Genomic DNA, 14303 nt, shown 5'->3' with positions numbered 1-14303 from the left:
GCGAGCGAGCTCGCTCCTACAGGGGCATTGGGCCGTCAGGGCTGCAATTGCTCCACCAGTTCGGGTGTCACGTAGTGCGGACCGTCGAACAGGTACAGCGGATAGTCGTCATACGCGGCTAACTGCGTCTTGAGTTCGGCCGCAGTCGCGGAGCGGAAGCCGCCGCCGAAGTTGGGGCGGAAGGCTTCGACGATAATGCGCACACGCTCCTTGCCCAGACGGTCGGCCAGGGCGTCGGCATAGGTTCGGGCCACCGGTGCCGTGCGCGCATAAACGCCGACGCCATCCTGAAAGAACACGCCGATGTCATCCGGCAGCCATTGCTTGAGCCAGTCGGCCGTGGCCGCAGGGCCGATGTTGGCGCCGTCGTAGACACTGATCCACAGCGGGCGCGGCAGCTTGGCCAGCAGCGCCGGCAGTTCCTTGGCGCGGGTCCAGCTGGGGTCGACTTCGGCCGGGAAATACCAGCCGGTGACGTGCAGTGGCGTCGGCAACCTGGCGATGCGTTCCGAGACCGCCGCCAGTTGTTCGATGTTGTCCCGTGAGCGGTTCTCGCTGAAATAACCGGCCAGCCCGAGGATGACATCCTGGGCCCAGGGCGCCTTGGCGATGCGCGCCCAATCGGGCAGGACAGGGACGCTGGGCAAGCCGCTGTCGGGAATGAAGGCCTGGTCGTCGACCACCGTCCATTGCACCAACAGTTCCCGAGCGCCCAGTTTTTCCCAGTTGCCATTGATGCCGACGGTCTTGTTGTCCGGCTGCCAGACGATGCCGACGATCCCCGGTGCCAGGGCCTTGGTACTCGTCACGTAGAGCAAGCCGACACCCGCGCCGAGGAGGACGGCGAGCGACAGGGCCGCAAGGGCTGCGCGACTGGCGGTGTAGCCGAAAATCCTCACTGCAGTGCCTTCTCGATGCGCTGATGCCATTGGCCCGGCGGGATGACGCCTTTTGCATTCCAGTTGGCGGCTGCATCAGGACCTAGGTGGAACTGGCCTTCATTGAATTGCCAGACGATGACTTGCGGCTTGTGTTGCGCAAAATCCGGCGACTCCAGGTATTGCAGCAGCGTAGCCCACGGGCCGACATCGCCGGGGTTCCAGGTCAGTGCGACGGGTCGGTCCAGAGCGTTGGACAGCTTCTGGGTAAAACCCAGGTACGGCTGGACAAAACTGTTGCCGATCACTTGGACCGGGGCTGGCACGTCGTCGATCAGCAGGTCTTTCTCTGCCTGATGGCGAACGGTGTAGATATCGCGACCAATGGCTTTGCGCTTGATCGCCGGCAGGAAGTTGCTCGCCAGGTCACCGAACGCGCGTCGGTCGAACCACTCGCCCAGCGCCGCGCCGCCGCCGGTTTCACCCGACAGGCCATATCGCTGCGAGATCAGTTGCGCCGTGGCGTCGGCGGTGTTTTCGGCACTCCAGGCGGTCCAGTGATAATCGGCGCGGTAAAACGCCGTCTGCTGGCCTTGCTCGGTCCGTTGCAGAATCGGCTTGATGTTCAGCGTGGTCAGGCCCGCTTGGGTCAGGTCAACCTGCAAGTGGTCATAGCGCTGCATGACGGCGGCGCTCAAAGGCTGACCGGCGGGCAGGCGCCGGGCATAAAACGGTGCCTTCATCGGCACCACCAACACGATTAACCCGATGTGTTGGCGCGCAAGTTGCTGCTGAAGTTGTTTCACCAGCGCAACGTTGCGGGTGGTGCCGGGGTTATCGACCTTGCTCAGGCTTTCCCAGGCCGGGAACAGCCAGCCGCCATCACCGGTGATCACCGCCGATGCCGCTTGCACGCCGGTGCCCGACAAGCCTAGCAGCAGGCCGGCGACGATGCCGGGAAACGACGAGCGATGGATAAAGCGCAGCGGTTCGAATGAGCGGATCATGGCGCAGCCTGGTCGACAAGGCCAATCAAACGTGGCGCCTGAGGGGAACCGATCAGGAACAGGCTATAGCGATCACCGGCCTTGAAGGGCGCCAGTTTCATCGGCAGGCTGCGGTGCTGGTTGCAGCTGGCAACCAAGGTCGCCTGCACCGGGTTGATCGTGCGCTGGGCTTGTCCGTTGAACGGCACCTGCTTGAATACCGGGGCGCCATTGGCCAGCTGGATCTCGGCCTGTTCACAGCCGCTGCTCAAGTTATAAAAGTTGAGTTCGGCGCGCAGGTCTTTACCGCGTAGTGGCGGATCGATGACCAGCCGTGGGGCCCGTGCCGGGTTGCTGTCGAGAATCAGCGTAACCCAGGCGCCTTTCGGTGCGGTCAGGCCTTTGATCTCGCGACCATTGACGGTGACGTCAATCGGCTGTTGCGAGTCCACGACCTGGAACGGGCTGGCCACGTCGGCCTGGGCGGAAAGGGCCAGGGTCGCGCCTTGGCCTACCCGGACCTGCATGGAAGTATCGGCGGGATTGACCACCCGTACCCAGGCGGAACCTTCGGGCAGTGTGGGCGCGTACAGCCGGGCAATTTCAGGGGCGGCTTGTGCCCCTGTCGAGACCAGGCCAAGACCCAGCCACAAAAAAACGCTAACGTTCATGTCAGTCCTCAATAGGAGTAAGTCAGGCGCGCGAACACGCCTTTGGCGCGCTCATCGCCCAGCACTTTCACACGGTACTGCAGGGAAAAGTCCACATAGGAGCGGGGGGCGTTGTAGGTGTCTTCGCGGAACCAGTAACGCACGTTGTTGCCGATCCCGAGGCCTCCAGCCTTGCCGGATGATGTGTCGGTACTGCCGTCCGCTGTGGTCTCGCTGTGCATTTTGGAGTCGTAGTCAAACGCGGCCACGACATGGGGGAAGCTCACCCAGCGCGAACCCGTGCCGCCGATGGCATAACTGCGGCCCACCTGCCATTCGCTGTTGAAGTAATCGCGCGAGTCATTGATGTAATGACCGGCCTCGGCAAACAACTGCGAAGTCCACCAGCTGGAGGTATCCACCCGCAGGTCGGTGCCGACGCTGGAGCCATAGCCCAGGCGCACCAGCCAGTCGCCATCGACGTCCGACGATCCCAGGGGGAATGTGCGCTCGACGGCGGCCATTACGTTCAGCGCCGTGAAGGGTTTGACCCTGACACCCACGGCGCCTTGCAGGGCGTCCAGACCGGTGTCCGAATCGCTGTTCTTGCTCCACAGGGTGTCGGTGATACGTCCGTAGAGTTCGACAAAACGTGCGTTGCGATAGCCCAGGGGACGCCAGGACAATTCGGTGCTGTTCTGCAGGTTGTCATTGCTGTTGCTGCCGCTGGTCGGGGCTGAACTCAGGCCGCTGCTGGAACTGTTGCCCCGATAACTGGTGGTGTTGGTCAGGCCCCAGGTGCGCGACACATCGGCCACTGCGCGACGGGTGTCGAACAGCTGCTGCGCGGGCATCTCGAGGTCACCGGTACCTTGTGCGTCGATCACGCGCTTGAAGTAGCTGACGGCTTGCTCATCGTCATTGACCCGCATGGCGGTGTAGGCGGCGTCCTGGGTTGCCGTCGGCGTGAGCCGGGTATCGGCGTCGGCCTTGCGAAACGACCCGTGGGCCGCGTCATCGTCGCCGGCCTGGACCGACAGATAAGCGATCTGCAGCGCGCTCATGGACTCCAGTTCGCCGGTGTCCCGCGCTTGTTGCAGCCGTTCGCGCGCGGTACGGCGTTGGCCGATGGCGGCGTACAGACTGGCTTCTTCGTAAGCGGGCAGGCTGCCCAAGGCCAAGGCCCGGGTGAAGTCCTGGCGTGCCCCGGCATCGTCACCGGATCGTTGACGCAGGCGGCCGCGCTGGGCCAGCAGCCGGGCGTCATCGCCGGTGATCCTGAGGCCTTCGCTGGCCGCTGCGATGGCTTCAGGCACGCGTTTCTGCTCGCTCAGGGCGCTGACCAGCAGGCGCCGGTACGCCGGATTACGCGGCGCGCGGGCGATGGCTTGATTCGCCAGGGCCACCGCGGTCGCAGCGTCCTTGCGGGCCAGGGACGCGTACGCCTGGCCGGCCATGTCGGTGCCGCCGTCGCGCTGGTTGCCCGGCCAGATATCGCACACCAGGCCGAAGGCGGTTTCCTGACAATTCAAGGCGGGTGCCGGAAAATCGGCGACAGTGTCCAGACCATGGTTTTTCTGTCGCAGCGCCATTCGCGCGGCGGTTCGCCGACGGGCCACTTCGCCGCTGTCATCGTCGGCCAGTGGCTGCAGATGCTTGAGCGCCTGTTGTGGCTCGCCATGGGCCAGTGCGGCGTCGGCGGCGAAGAAACGCAGGTCGCGGACTTCCGCCTCCAGCAGGCCATCGATGGCCAGTGCCTGATTCAGGTCTGCCTCGGCCGCCTGGATTTTGCCCTGACGATCAAGGGCATAGCTGCGCAGAATCCATGGCGCGATTTCGCCATCGTCCCGGGCCAATGCCCCCGACGCGGCCTGTTCGGCGCCGGGATAGTCCCTGGCGGCGAGCAGGGCACTGATCAGCAGTTGCTGATTGGCGCCGATTTCCGGTGCCCAGGCCACGGCTTTCCTGGCCTGGTCCACGGCCAGTGACACCTGGCCCAGTTCCAGGGCGCGATAGCCCTGAACGGCCAGCGGTGCCGCCAATTGACGACGGATCGCCTCGCGGCGCATCAACAACATATCGTCGTCCGGGAACACGGCCAAGGCCTGGGTGGTGGCTTGATCCGCTGCCAGCAGATCGGGTTGGCGCTGCAAGGATTCGATCAACAGCAACCGGTAATCCATGCGCCCGGGTGCCTGTGCAATGGCTTGGCGGGCTGCCTGGGCAGCGAGGCCGAAGTTATCGCGATCATAGGCCTTGAAGGCCCGGGCCGCTGCACTGAAGCCCGGGGCCTGGCGGGACTGCGGATAGCGTTTGGGATGATCACGCAAGTCCTTGTCACGCTGTGCCAGCCCGATCAGCGTGTTCAAACGGGTGATATCTGCCCGCTGGCGCAATGCTTCGCGGGCCTTGGCGATGGCCAGGTCGTAATCTTTGCGCTCGTAGGCGCTGTACGCTTCGTTGGCGGCCACATAGGCCGGCCCGGTCAACGGCAACGGCAGCGTTTCGCCATGAACCAACCCGGGCATCAGGCTCAGCCCCGTGGCCATGAGGGTCAGGAAAGGGCGGTTCATGCCGGAAGCTCCTCGGGATAGTGGCTGTGCTGACGCGCGACGGCCTTTTCGATGGTGGCGCGAGGCAGCACGCCGCTGTCGACCAGGTAGTCGCCGATGCGGCCGTGATATTGCGGGCGGTACTGCAGCATGGCGCGGCTGAACACGTCGCGATCCATCAGGCCCATTTCGATCAGCAGGTCGCCCAGCAGTGGTGCCCCGGCGTCGGGAACCGACTGGCCTTCGCGCACTTTCAGATGACGCAATCGCGCGACGATTTCGCTTTCCCGGGCAATCAGCTGCACCGGCACGCTGCCCAACTCATCGCTGACCTGTCGCAGACCTTCGGCCGGCAACGGGTTGGCCACGGCCACTTGCGCACGGCCCTGGGCATTCAAGCCCAGCGGCACCACGCGCCAGCGCAGGGCGAATTCATCGTCCAGCTTCAGCGTCGAGTCCCGTGCCTTGGCCGCTACGTCGAACACCCGCGGCAAGTCGTTCTGGAAGGCGATGGCTTCGGCCAGGGTTTCGTCGTCCAGCCAACCGTTGCTGAGCAGAATCCGCCCCAACGGCATGTGCCGGGTTTTCTGTTCCGCCAGGGCGCTTTGCAGGTCGGTGTCGTTGATCGCCTGCCAGGACAGCAACACACTGCCCAGCTTGCGCGGTGCGGCTGCGACCAGATCGGTGGACGGGAAGTCGTGCATGGTCTTGTCCCAGACCAGCTTGCGGTTGAGCACCTTGCCGACCAGGAACATGCGCCAGGCACGGGACGCTGCCATGAAGTTGACGAAATTGCCCACGACCATCCGCGGGATGGACAGCAAGCCATGCTGCCAGCCGTACAGCACGGTGGTGAAATAGCAGCGGTGCGCGATCCGCCAGGCCAGGGCGATACCGTTGGCGAGCAGCAAGTACGCGATAAAACCATTGCTTTCGAAGGGCGTCGGGAAACTCACGTCCCACAGGCCGCTCTGGCGCAGGATGATCAGGCCCAGCAACTGCGCCAGGATGACATAGGCGATGATGCTGACGAACGCCGTCACCAGGCCTTTGCGGTCACGAAACAGCAGATACCGGTTGGCCAGCGAGCCGCTCCAGCCCATTTGCTCCCAGCCTTGCAACCCGATGCCCAGGGTCCAGCGCGCTTTCTGGCGGAACGCGGTGCGGAAGGTGTCCGGGAACAATTCGCGCACGCACAACGGCATTTTCAGGGTCGATTCGTAAGGCTTGCGGAACCATGATTTGCGCAACACCCGAAACTGCACCGGGAACTGCACGAAGATCGCGTTCATGCCGACCTTGGCCAGGCGCGCGCCGACGTCGTAGTCCTCGGTCAGACTGTCGGTGTTGAATGGCTGGTTCCGGTTTTTCCCGGCCAGCACGCGCAGGGCTCGATGGGAGAAACAGGTGCCGACACCGGCCGATGGCACGGTATCGGTCATGCTTTCACGCACCACCAGATCCTTGCCGTGCCATTCGGCGAATTCGTCCATGTAGGTGCCGGCCACCCACTCGTACCAGTTGCGTTCCAGTGACACCACCGGCAGCTGGATCATGTCCTTGCGTGGCAGCAAATAGTTGAACAGGCGCAGTTCCATCGGGTGCAGCACGTCTTCGCTGTCGTGCATCACCACGCCGGCGAAGGTCATGCCATGGGTTTGCTCATGGAGGAAGATGGCCTGGATCACCCAATTCAGGCAGTCGGCCTTGCAGGTCGGGCCGGCGTGCGGCACTTCCACCCGGTGCAGCTGCTTGTAGCGCCGGCGCATGCGTTCCACTTCATCGATGGTGCGCTGGTCGTTGATGTAGGTGCCGACGAAGACCACATAGTTCTGGTAATCCAGGGTCGACACCATGTTCTCGATCATCGGTGCGATCACGTCATATTCCAGCCAGGCCGGGACCATGATCGCCAGGGGCTGTTCATCCCGCGCCAGCAACTGCTCGGCCGTCAGCGGCCGGTATTTGCGCTCCGCGGTGAGTTTGCGGAACAGGCGGCGCGACCAGTACCACAGGTCGATGAACAGATCGTCCAGGCCGGAGATCAGGATCAGCACCGCGACCACAATGGTCGAGATCTCCAGGAAGCTGTAGTAGTGGGCCAGCCAATAGGGCCAATAAAGCGAGGTCATCGAAGGTTTCCGTTACTGGCGATTGCGACGGGCGTTACGGCCGGCCAGCAACAGGATGAGGACCAACAGGATGCCGCCGGGAATCAGCCACAGCCACGACGGTTTGCGCCAGGCGTCCAGCCCCTTGGGTTCTTCGTTGTCGATCAGTTGGCTGCCGCTCGGGTCCTGAGTGTTGAAGGTGGTCAGTGCACCCTTGTCACCGAGGATGGCCACGTCGCCGCGGGTCAGCAGAATCTGCCGGGCGAAGCGCGGTGCGTCGGCGCCCAGGGCGCGGTAGACCAGGCCGTGCTGGCCGCCGGCAATCACCACTTGCAACGAGGCCAGGTGGTTGAGGGGATGCACGTCTAGCAGCACCTGATCCTTGTGATTGATGCGCAGGCGACCCTGCTCATCGACCTGCACCGATTCCTTGCTGTCCTTGATCGGCAGCTCGAAGGCAAGGAAGGCCTTGTCCGGCGCGACCGACGCCTTGGGGTCGGCACTGACGTTCAGCTGTGCCCGCAGCGGCGAAACGCCGGCGGCATCAGCCACCGAGATCACTTGTGGCAAGCTGCTCGCCGGATGCTCGAGATAGGCTTGTGGCACGAGGATCTGCGCGTCCATGGCAAAGCGCGCGGCCATGCCGGAGAAGTCGTTATCCAGGGCGGTTTTTTCCAGCACGATGTGACTGGTTGGCAGCACCGAGACCGGGAACGCCTGGGGTGTTTCCAGGCAGCGGTCGCTGACCGGCTGGCGCTGGAACGACACCCGCAACACGTTCTTCGAGCCCAGGGCGTAGCGCGGGACAGACGCTTCGATGCGCTGCTTTTCCCCATTGGCCACCAGCTGTTGCGCGCCAATCAGGTAGTCGTTGAGGAACAGCGAGGCCACCGGCGCGGTGTCCGAGGCGCCGGGTGCGGCAGACACATCGATCACCGCCTTGACCGGCAGGCGACCGTCATAGGCCACACTGCCCAAGGGGAACGAGGTGCTCCAGTCGGACTTGGCCAATACGTCAATGGCGCCGGGATTGCCGCCCAGGCGCGACAAGGCCACGCGACCGTCGGCGCTCAACGGCAGCTGTGCTTCGCTGACCGTCAATTGGCGGCTGCGGGCCAAGGTGTTCCAGGCTGAACTGAACAGGGCCAGCGCCTTGCCGGTGGCCTGGGGCGCGATCATCAGTACCGGTCGTGTACCGAGCAATGCCAGGCGCACATTGTCCGTTCCGGTGGCGGCCAGACCTGCATTGATATGCCGCTCACGCCATTGCGTGAAGGCGGTGGCTGCCGAGGCGTCGAGGCCCTGGATCTGGCGCTGCAGCGCGTCCAGTGACTCATTGACGGCCTTGAGCAGTTGCGGATCGTTGACGGCCAGGTCCGCCTGGACGTTCGGTGTCTGCCCCAGCATCAATAGCGCGCCGATTTGCGCCGGCTCCGCCAGAACGTGCGTGCCTTTGCCGTTGAGGCTGGCGAACGCCGGAATCGCCAGCAGTTCAGCGGGGATGCGCAGGCCGTTGAGGTCAACGCTGTCTTGCAGGGCAGGGAAGGGCAGGATGCGACTGTGCTTGCCAATGCGCTCCAGGGCCACACCCAGGCGCCAGGCCGCGTCATAGCTGTCGGCGGACAGGGTGCCCGGTGCGACCATGATCCCCGGTTTGCCCGGCAACGCTGTCCAGGCGGCGCCGACGTCGTGTAGCTGGCTGGCGTCGTAGCTGTAATTGAGGCGGGTGGCGGGCTCGATACGTAGAACGTTGCCGATGGCGCGTTCGTCTTCGCACAGCACCCTGGACACGATCGACGACCAGGCAATGCCCAGGCGCAGTGAGCCGCTGTCCCGCGCTTTCTTGTCCACGCCCAAAGTGGCGCTGGCATCGCCCTGGGCTTCGCTGAGCCCTTCGGCGCGAACCGGATAGCCGTCCAGCGACAGCAGCAACGTATTGCGGCCACCCTCGCCATTGAGGTAGCTGGCGTCGAAATTCAGCGTGGCATCCGTCAGTGGCACACCGGCGGGCACCGGCAGGTACAGTTCGCGTCGGGCGTCGGTGGAGCCGAGGATGATCGGTGCGTCGATCCCCAGGTCGCTCAAGCGGATTTCGCGCTCCTGCCGGGTATCGGCGTTGAGCCGGTTGATCGCCTGGGTGAGCGGGCTGTCCGCCGCCAGGGCAAAGGCGGGCATGAGCGCTAGCAGGCTCACGCCACAGGCAAGGGCGCTGAGCGCACCCGTATGGAGGGCAACGGAAGACTTCATTCAGGCAGATCTCGAGCAGGTAAGAGGGGGCGAGCGGGTTACAAAGAGGTGAACACCGAGTGATTCTTTTTTACGGTACGGCACGGGCGTGTTGCCGCTGTCCGGGCGGGCGATTCACGGCGAACTCATCGACCGGGCGGCCCAGCAGGGCGTCGACGATGCGGGCACTGGCCTTGCCATCGCCGTAAGGGTTGGCCGCCTGGGCCGTTCGGCGCCATAACAGATCGTCATCGAACAAGGCGTTGACCCCCTGGATGATCGAAGCCGGTGCAGTCCCGACCAGCCGCACGGTGCCCGCGGCCACGGCTTCCGGGCGTTCGGTGACGTCACGCATCACCAGCACCGGTTTGCCCAGGGAGGGCGCTTCTTCCTGCACGCCACCGGAGTCGGTGAGAATCACGTGGGCACGCTGCATCAGGCGCACGAACGCCAGGTAATCGAGGGGTTCGATCAAGTGCACGTTGGGCAAGTCGCCCAGTTGTTCAGTTACCGGGCCCAGCACATTGGGGTTCAGATGCACCGGGTAGACGATCTGGATATCCCCGCGCCGCGCCAGGTGGCGCAGGGCCTTGCAGATATCCAGGAAGCCGTCGCCGAAGTTTTCCCGACGATGGCCGGTCACCAGCAACACCTTGCGCCCGGGCTGCAGGAACGCGAACTGCCGGTCCAGGCTGTCTCGCAGCGCCGGGTTCTGTTCGATGCGTCTGGCCGTCAGTTGCAAGGCGTCGATCACGGTATTGCCGGTCACCAGCGTCTTCCCTTGCAGGCGTTCACCCAGCAGGTTGTCGCGGGATTCACAGGTCGGCGCAAACAGCAGATCCGCCCCCAGGTCAATGCAGCGCCGGTTCATTTCCTCCGGCCACGGGCTGTAGATATCACCGGTACGCAAGCCGGCTTCGACGTGGCCCACGGGAATGCGTCGGTGAAAGGACGCCATCGCCGCGACCATGGCCGAGGTCGTATCGCCATGCACCAGCACCCGATCCGGCCGGGTCATGTCCAGCACCGGGTCGATCGCTGCGTATAACGCCGCGGTCAGCGAGTTCAGGGTCTGCTTGGGGGTCATGACATCAAGGGTGTAATCGGCCTTCAAGTCGAACAGATCCAGCACCTGTTTAAGCATGCTTTGGTGTTGGCCAGTGACGCAGATCTGCGAATGAATGCCGGGCTCGGCAGCGAGAGCCTTGACCAGGGGGGCCATCTTGATGGCTTCCGGACGAGTGCCGAAAATCGAGAGGATCCTGATCGGTGAATGATGGCGAACGATGATGCCTTCCTTGCGCAGTTCTAGTGCGCCGCATATCAGTCGAGCCAGGCATGATTGGGGCCTGGATCAACTTGCGATAGTTGAGAGTGGTAAGGGTCGGAGTGATACGAGAGAGACTTGCCGATCACTAAAAGTTAGAGGGCAAGTTGCGTGACTGTCCGAAAGCGGCGCGATTATTAACATCAATGGCGATAAGGGCAAAGGTTATGTGAAGTTTTTTTATTAATTTAATAACTGAAACTTTTCGAGATAATGTGAGTCGCGAATAATTGTTTTTTATTTCTAGATATTACTGCAGGTTAGTAGTATTAGTCTATGATTTGTAACGATATTTTATTTTAATGCCATTCATCGATTTATATGAATTTGTCAAGTTTTATCTTGTCGTTCGGAATTTATCAGGCAGTGCCAATAGGTCATAATAATGGCGCCTGTATATTGTCATGTTATGTGATGGAGATTTTAGTAGTTGTTTGGGTAGTGATAAAAAGTTCCATCTAAAGATGGGTGTGTTCACAATCCGCTGTTTAGCAGTTTGAGATAGTCGGGACTTTCGGAAATTGAATTATGCCCGACACCTGGTATGACCCGTATCGTTGCCACGCCGTCGGCGAAGTGTCGGTAGAGTTGCTCGGTACTGGAACGCGGTATCACTTCGTCGTGCTCGGCCGCGATCAATAGCGTCGGCACTGTGATACGAGCGGCGTATTTCCAGGAGTCGAAGTTGTCCTTGAGCAGCCACTTCACCGGGAACATCGGGTACAGCCTGGCCCCGAGTTCTGCGAGACTGTTGTACGGCGTGATCAGCACCAGGCGCGCCGCCGGTCGCTGGCTGGCGAGGCGCACGGCGACCCCGGAGCCCAGGCTGCGACCGACCACGGCGATATGCCGGTGCGTGGCGTAGACCTGGTCGAACAGGGCCAGGGCATCGCGCTGGATCGCCTCTTCGGAGGGCGAGCCGGAACTGCCGCCGTAGCCCCGGTAGTGCATCAGGTAGAGCGCATGGTCAGGGAAGGCCCGGGCGAATCCGGGCAGGTTACGGGACACATCCTCGGCATTGCCGCCGAAATAGATCAACGCCTCGGCGCCGTCCCGGGGGCGCACGGTGACCAGCACCTGCGCGTCGTCAACCGACAAGGTGAGCAGCGCTGCCGAAGCGTCGAGGGCCCGTGGTTGCGGGAAATAGATAAGCGCGCGCTGGAACACGAACAGCGCCACACAGAGCACCAGGTACAGCGCTGCGACGATGACGACGAGAGACACCAGGGTGCGCGACATTCGGCTAACGTTAGTGGGCGGCATTGACTGCTCTGGGCCTGAAGGCTGCTATCGCCTGATAGCGCTCAGAGTGTAGTCGATCGACAGTGGACGCACCGGAGGGCCCGCATGCCCATCGTTCTGAAGTGGCTCGACGTACGGCCAGCCGAACGAACGGCGCTGATGTTGGGTTTTGCCTTTCATTTTTGCGTGCTCGCCAGCTACTACCTGGTGCGCCCGTTGCGCGATGCCCTGGGTCTGGAGGGGGGCGCCGACAAACTGCAGTGGCTGTTCACCGCCACGTTCGTGGTGATGCTGTTGATGGTGCCGCTGTTCGGTGCGCTGGTGTCGCGGCTGCCGGCCATTCGCTTCGTGCCGTTGATCTATCGCCTGATCGCCTTGTCGATGCTGGTGTTTGGCGGCTTGATCGCCAATCACGTCGCGCCGGTCGACGTAGGGCGGGTGTTTTTCGTCTGGATCAGTATTTATAACCTGTTCATTGTCAGCATCTTCTGGAGCGTGCTGGTGGACCGCTTTTCCAGTGAACAGGGGCGGCGCCTGTTCGGCTTCATAGCGGCTGGCGGCACCCTGGGCACCTTCATCGGGCCCCTGCTGGCCGCGACCATGGCCACGCGCCTGGGCCCGGTGGCGTTGACCCTCGCGGCGGCGCTGCTGCTGGAAGCCGCGGTGCGCTGCTATCGGGCGTTGTTGTCCCGCACGCAATCGCAGTCCGGCAGCCGCCTGCTGGATGATCGGCGCCTGGGCGGCAGCATGCTCGCCGGCATCACCCTGATTGTGCGCTCGCGCTATCTGCTGGGGCTGGTGTTGTTCATGCTGTTGCACACCAGCGCCGCGACCTTGCTGTATTTCGAACAGGGCCGGATCGTCGCCGGTAGCTATGCTGATGTGGCCAGCAGGACGCAATTTTTCGCCGTGGTCGATTTGATGGTGTCGGCGTTGACGTTGGTTTTTCAGCTGTTGCTGACGGCGCCGTTGATCCGTCTGATTGGCGTCGGCGGGGCACTGGCAGCCTTGCCGTTGGCAACGATCGTGGCGTTCAGCGCCATGGCCCTGGCACCCGTGCCGGCCACCGTTGCCCTGGCGCAAGGGTTGCGCCGCGCGGTCGAGTTCGCCATCGTCCGGCCGGCCCGCGAAGTGCTGTGGACCGTGGTCAGCCGGGAGGAAAAGTACAAGGCAAAGAATGTCATCGAAACCCTGGTGTATCGCGGTGGCGATGCCGCCAGTGGCTGGTTGTCCGCCGGACTGACGGCACTGGGCGCCGGGTTCGGCCTGGTGGCGCTGGTGATCGTGCCGTTTGCCGGGCTGTGGGGCTGTTTATGCCTGTGGTTGGCCAGGCAGCAACAGCAAAAGGCTGACAGCAAACGTGTGGAAGGACCATTCCATGAGCCAAACTGATGGATATACCCGTCGACAACTACTCACGCTGGCCGCCGGTGCTTCGGTGGTCTTCACCTTCGATCCGGCCTTCGCAGCGTCACCGCCGCCGAAGGATACAGGAGGCAAGAACATGCTGACCCGAGCCATCCCCTCCAGCAACGAGCCGTTGCCCGTCGTCGGCCTGGGCACTTATCGCGGCTTCGATGTCGCGCCCTCGGACCCTGCCTACAAGGATCTGCCCGCGGTGCTCAGTGCGTTGTTCCATAAGGGCGGCACGGTGGTCGACAGTTCGCCGATGTATGGCCGCGCCGAACAGACCACCGGTGAATTGCTGTCGATCCACCGGCCGCGCTCGCCGGCCTTCCTGGCCACCAAGGTCTGGACCCGCGGCCGCGAAGAAGGCATCGCGCAGATGGAAGAGTCTTTCAAATTGTTACAGACAGACCGCATCGATCTGATGCAGATCCACAACCTGCTGGACTGGAAAACCCACCTGCCGACCTTGCGCAAATGGAAGGAAGAAGGGCGCATTCGCTACATCGGCATCACCCATTACACGGCGTCGGCGTATGACGAGGTAGAGGCCGTGCTCAAGGCCGAACAGCTGGATTTCCTGCAGATCAACTATGCCCTGGATGATCGCGGCGTGGAGAAACGCCTGCTGCCGCTGTGCCGCGAGCGCGGCGTGGCGGTGATCTGCAATCGACCCTTCGGGGGTGGTGGCCTGATCGCACGTTTGAAAGGCAAGCCGCTACCGGGATGGGCCGCGCAAGTGGGGGTCAGCAGTTGGCCGCAACTGGCGCTCAAGTTCCTGCTGGCGCACCCGGCGGTGACCTGTGTCATTCCAGGGACGGGCAACCCGCGCTACATGGCGGAAAACGCCGGTGCCGGGTTTGGCCCGATGCTGACGGGGGCGCAGCGCGAGCAGTTGATCGATCTGGTGGGGTAGGCAGGGCA

10 protein-coding genes are annotated in these 14303 nt (G+C 63.0%); 2 read left to right on the top strand and 8 right to left on the bottom strand.

The window, feature by feature from the left end; all coding sequences use genetic code 11:
- Window positions 1-35: 35 nt before the first annotated feature.
- The 8 genes from PMA3_RS16925 to PMA3_RS16890 form a co-directional block, all read right to left on the bottom strand.
- Complete coding sequence (locus PMA3_RS16925) at window positions 36-929, bottom strand: alpha-amylase family protein (RefSeq protein ID WP_082930352.1); 894 nt, start codon at window positions 927-929, stop codon at window positions 36-38.
- Window positions 896-1885, bottom strand: coding sequence for an alginate O-acetyltransferase AlgX-related protein (locus tag PMA3_RS16920; RefSeq protein ID WP_064678248.1), 990 nt, complete (start codon window positions 1883-1885; stop codon window positions 896-898). Before PMA3_RS16920 ends, PMA3_RS16925 begins: the two co-directional genes overlap by 34 nt.
- Window positions 1882-2535, bottom strand: coding sequence for an alginate O-acetyltransferase AlgF (locus PMA3_RS16915; protein ID WP_064678247.1), 654 nt, complete (start codon window positions 2533-2535; stop codon window positions 1882-1884). Before PMA3_RS16915 ends, PMA3_RS16920 begins: the two co-directional genes overlap by 4 nt.
- 8 nt (window positions 2536-2543) lie before the next feature.
- Entirely contained in the window at window positions 2544-5087 is a 2544-nt protein-coding gene (locus PMA3_RS16910) for a bacteriophage N4 adsorption protein A (RefSeq protein ID WP_064678246.1), read from the bottom strand.
- Window positions 5084-7198 carry a glycosyl transferase family protein gene (locus tag PMA3_RS16905; protein ID WP_064678245.1) on the bottom strand — a complete coding sequence of 705 codons (2115 nt, stop codon included), beginning with the start codon at window positions 7196-7198 and terminating at the stop codon, window positions 5084-5086. The genes PMA3_RS16910 and PMA3_RS16905 overlap by 4 nt, the downstream gene beginning before the upstream one ends.
- A 12-nt stretch (window positions 7199-7210) precedes the next feature.
- Complete coding sequence (locus PMA3_RS16900; protein WP_064678244.1) at window positions 7211-9424, bottom strand: hypothetical protein; 2214 nt, start codon at window positions 9422-9424, stop codon at window positions 7211-7213.
- A gap of 70 nt (window positions 9425-9494) precedes the next feature.
- A complete protein-coding gene (gene wecB / locus PMA3_RS16895; protein ID WP_082930351.1) occupies window positions 9495-10670 on the bottom strand; it encodes a non-hydrolyzing UDP-N-acetylglucosamine 2-epimerase in 1176 nt (391 codons plus the stop codon).
- Window positions 10671-11204: 534 nt separating this feature from the next.
- On the bottom strand, window positions 11205-11993 hold the full coding sequence (locus PMA3_RS16890) for an alpha/beta hydrolase (protein WP_064678242.1): 789 nt from the start codon (window positions 11991-11993) through the stop codon (window positions 11205-11207).
- Window positions 11994-12077: 84 nt separating this feature from the next.
- Between PMA3_RS16890 and PMA3_RS16885 the strand changes: the two genes are divergently transcribed.
- Window positions 12078-13364, top strand: a complete 1287-nt coding sequence (locus tag PMA3_RS16885) for an NTP/NDP exchange transporter (protein WP_064678241.1) — start codon at window positions 12078-12080, stop codon at window positions 13362-13364.
- A complete protein-coding gene (locus PMA3_RS16880; protein ID WP_064678240.1) occupies window positions 13351-14295 on the top strand; it encodes an aldo/keto reductase in 945 nt (314 codons plus the stop codon). The genes PMA3_RS16885 and PMA3_RS16880 overlap by 14 nt, the downstream gene beginning before the upstream one ends.
- Window positions 14296-14303 lie beyond the last annotated feature (8 nt).

Origin of the sequence: Pseudomonas silesiensis, assembly GCF_001661075.1 — a bacterium.
GTDB lineage: Bacteria > Pseudomonadota > Gammaproteobacteria > Pseudomonadales > Pseudomonadaceae > Aquipseudomonas > Aquipseudomonas silesiensis.
This window is presented reverse-complemented; position numbering and strand designations above follow the sequence as displayed.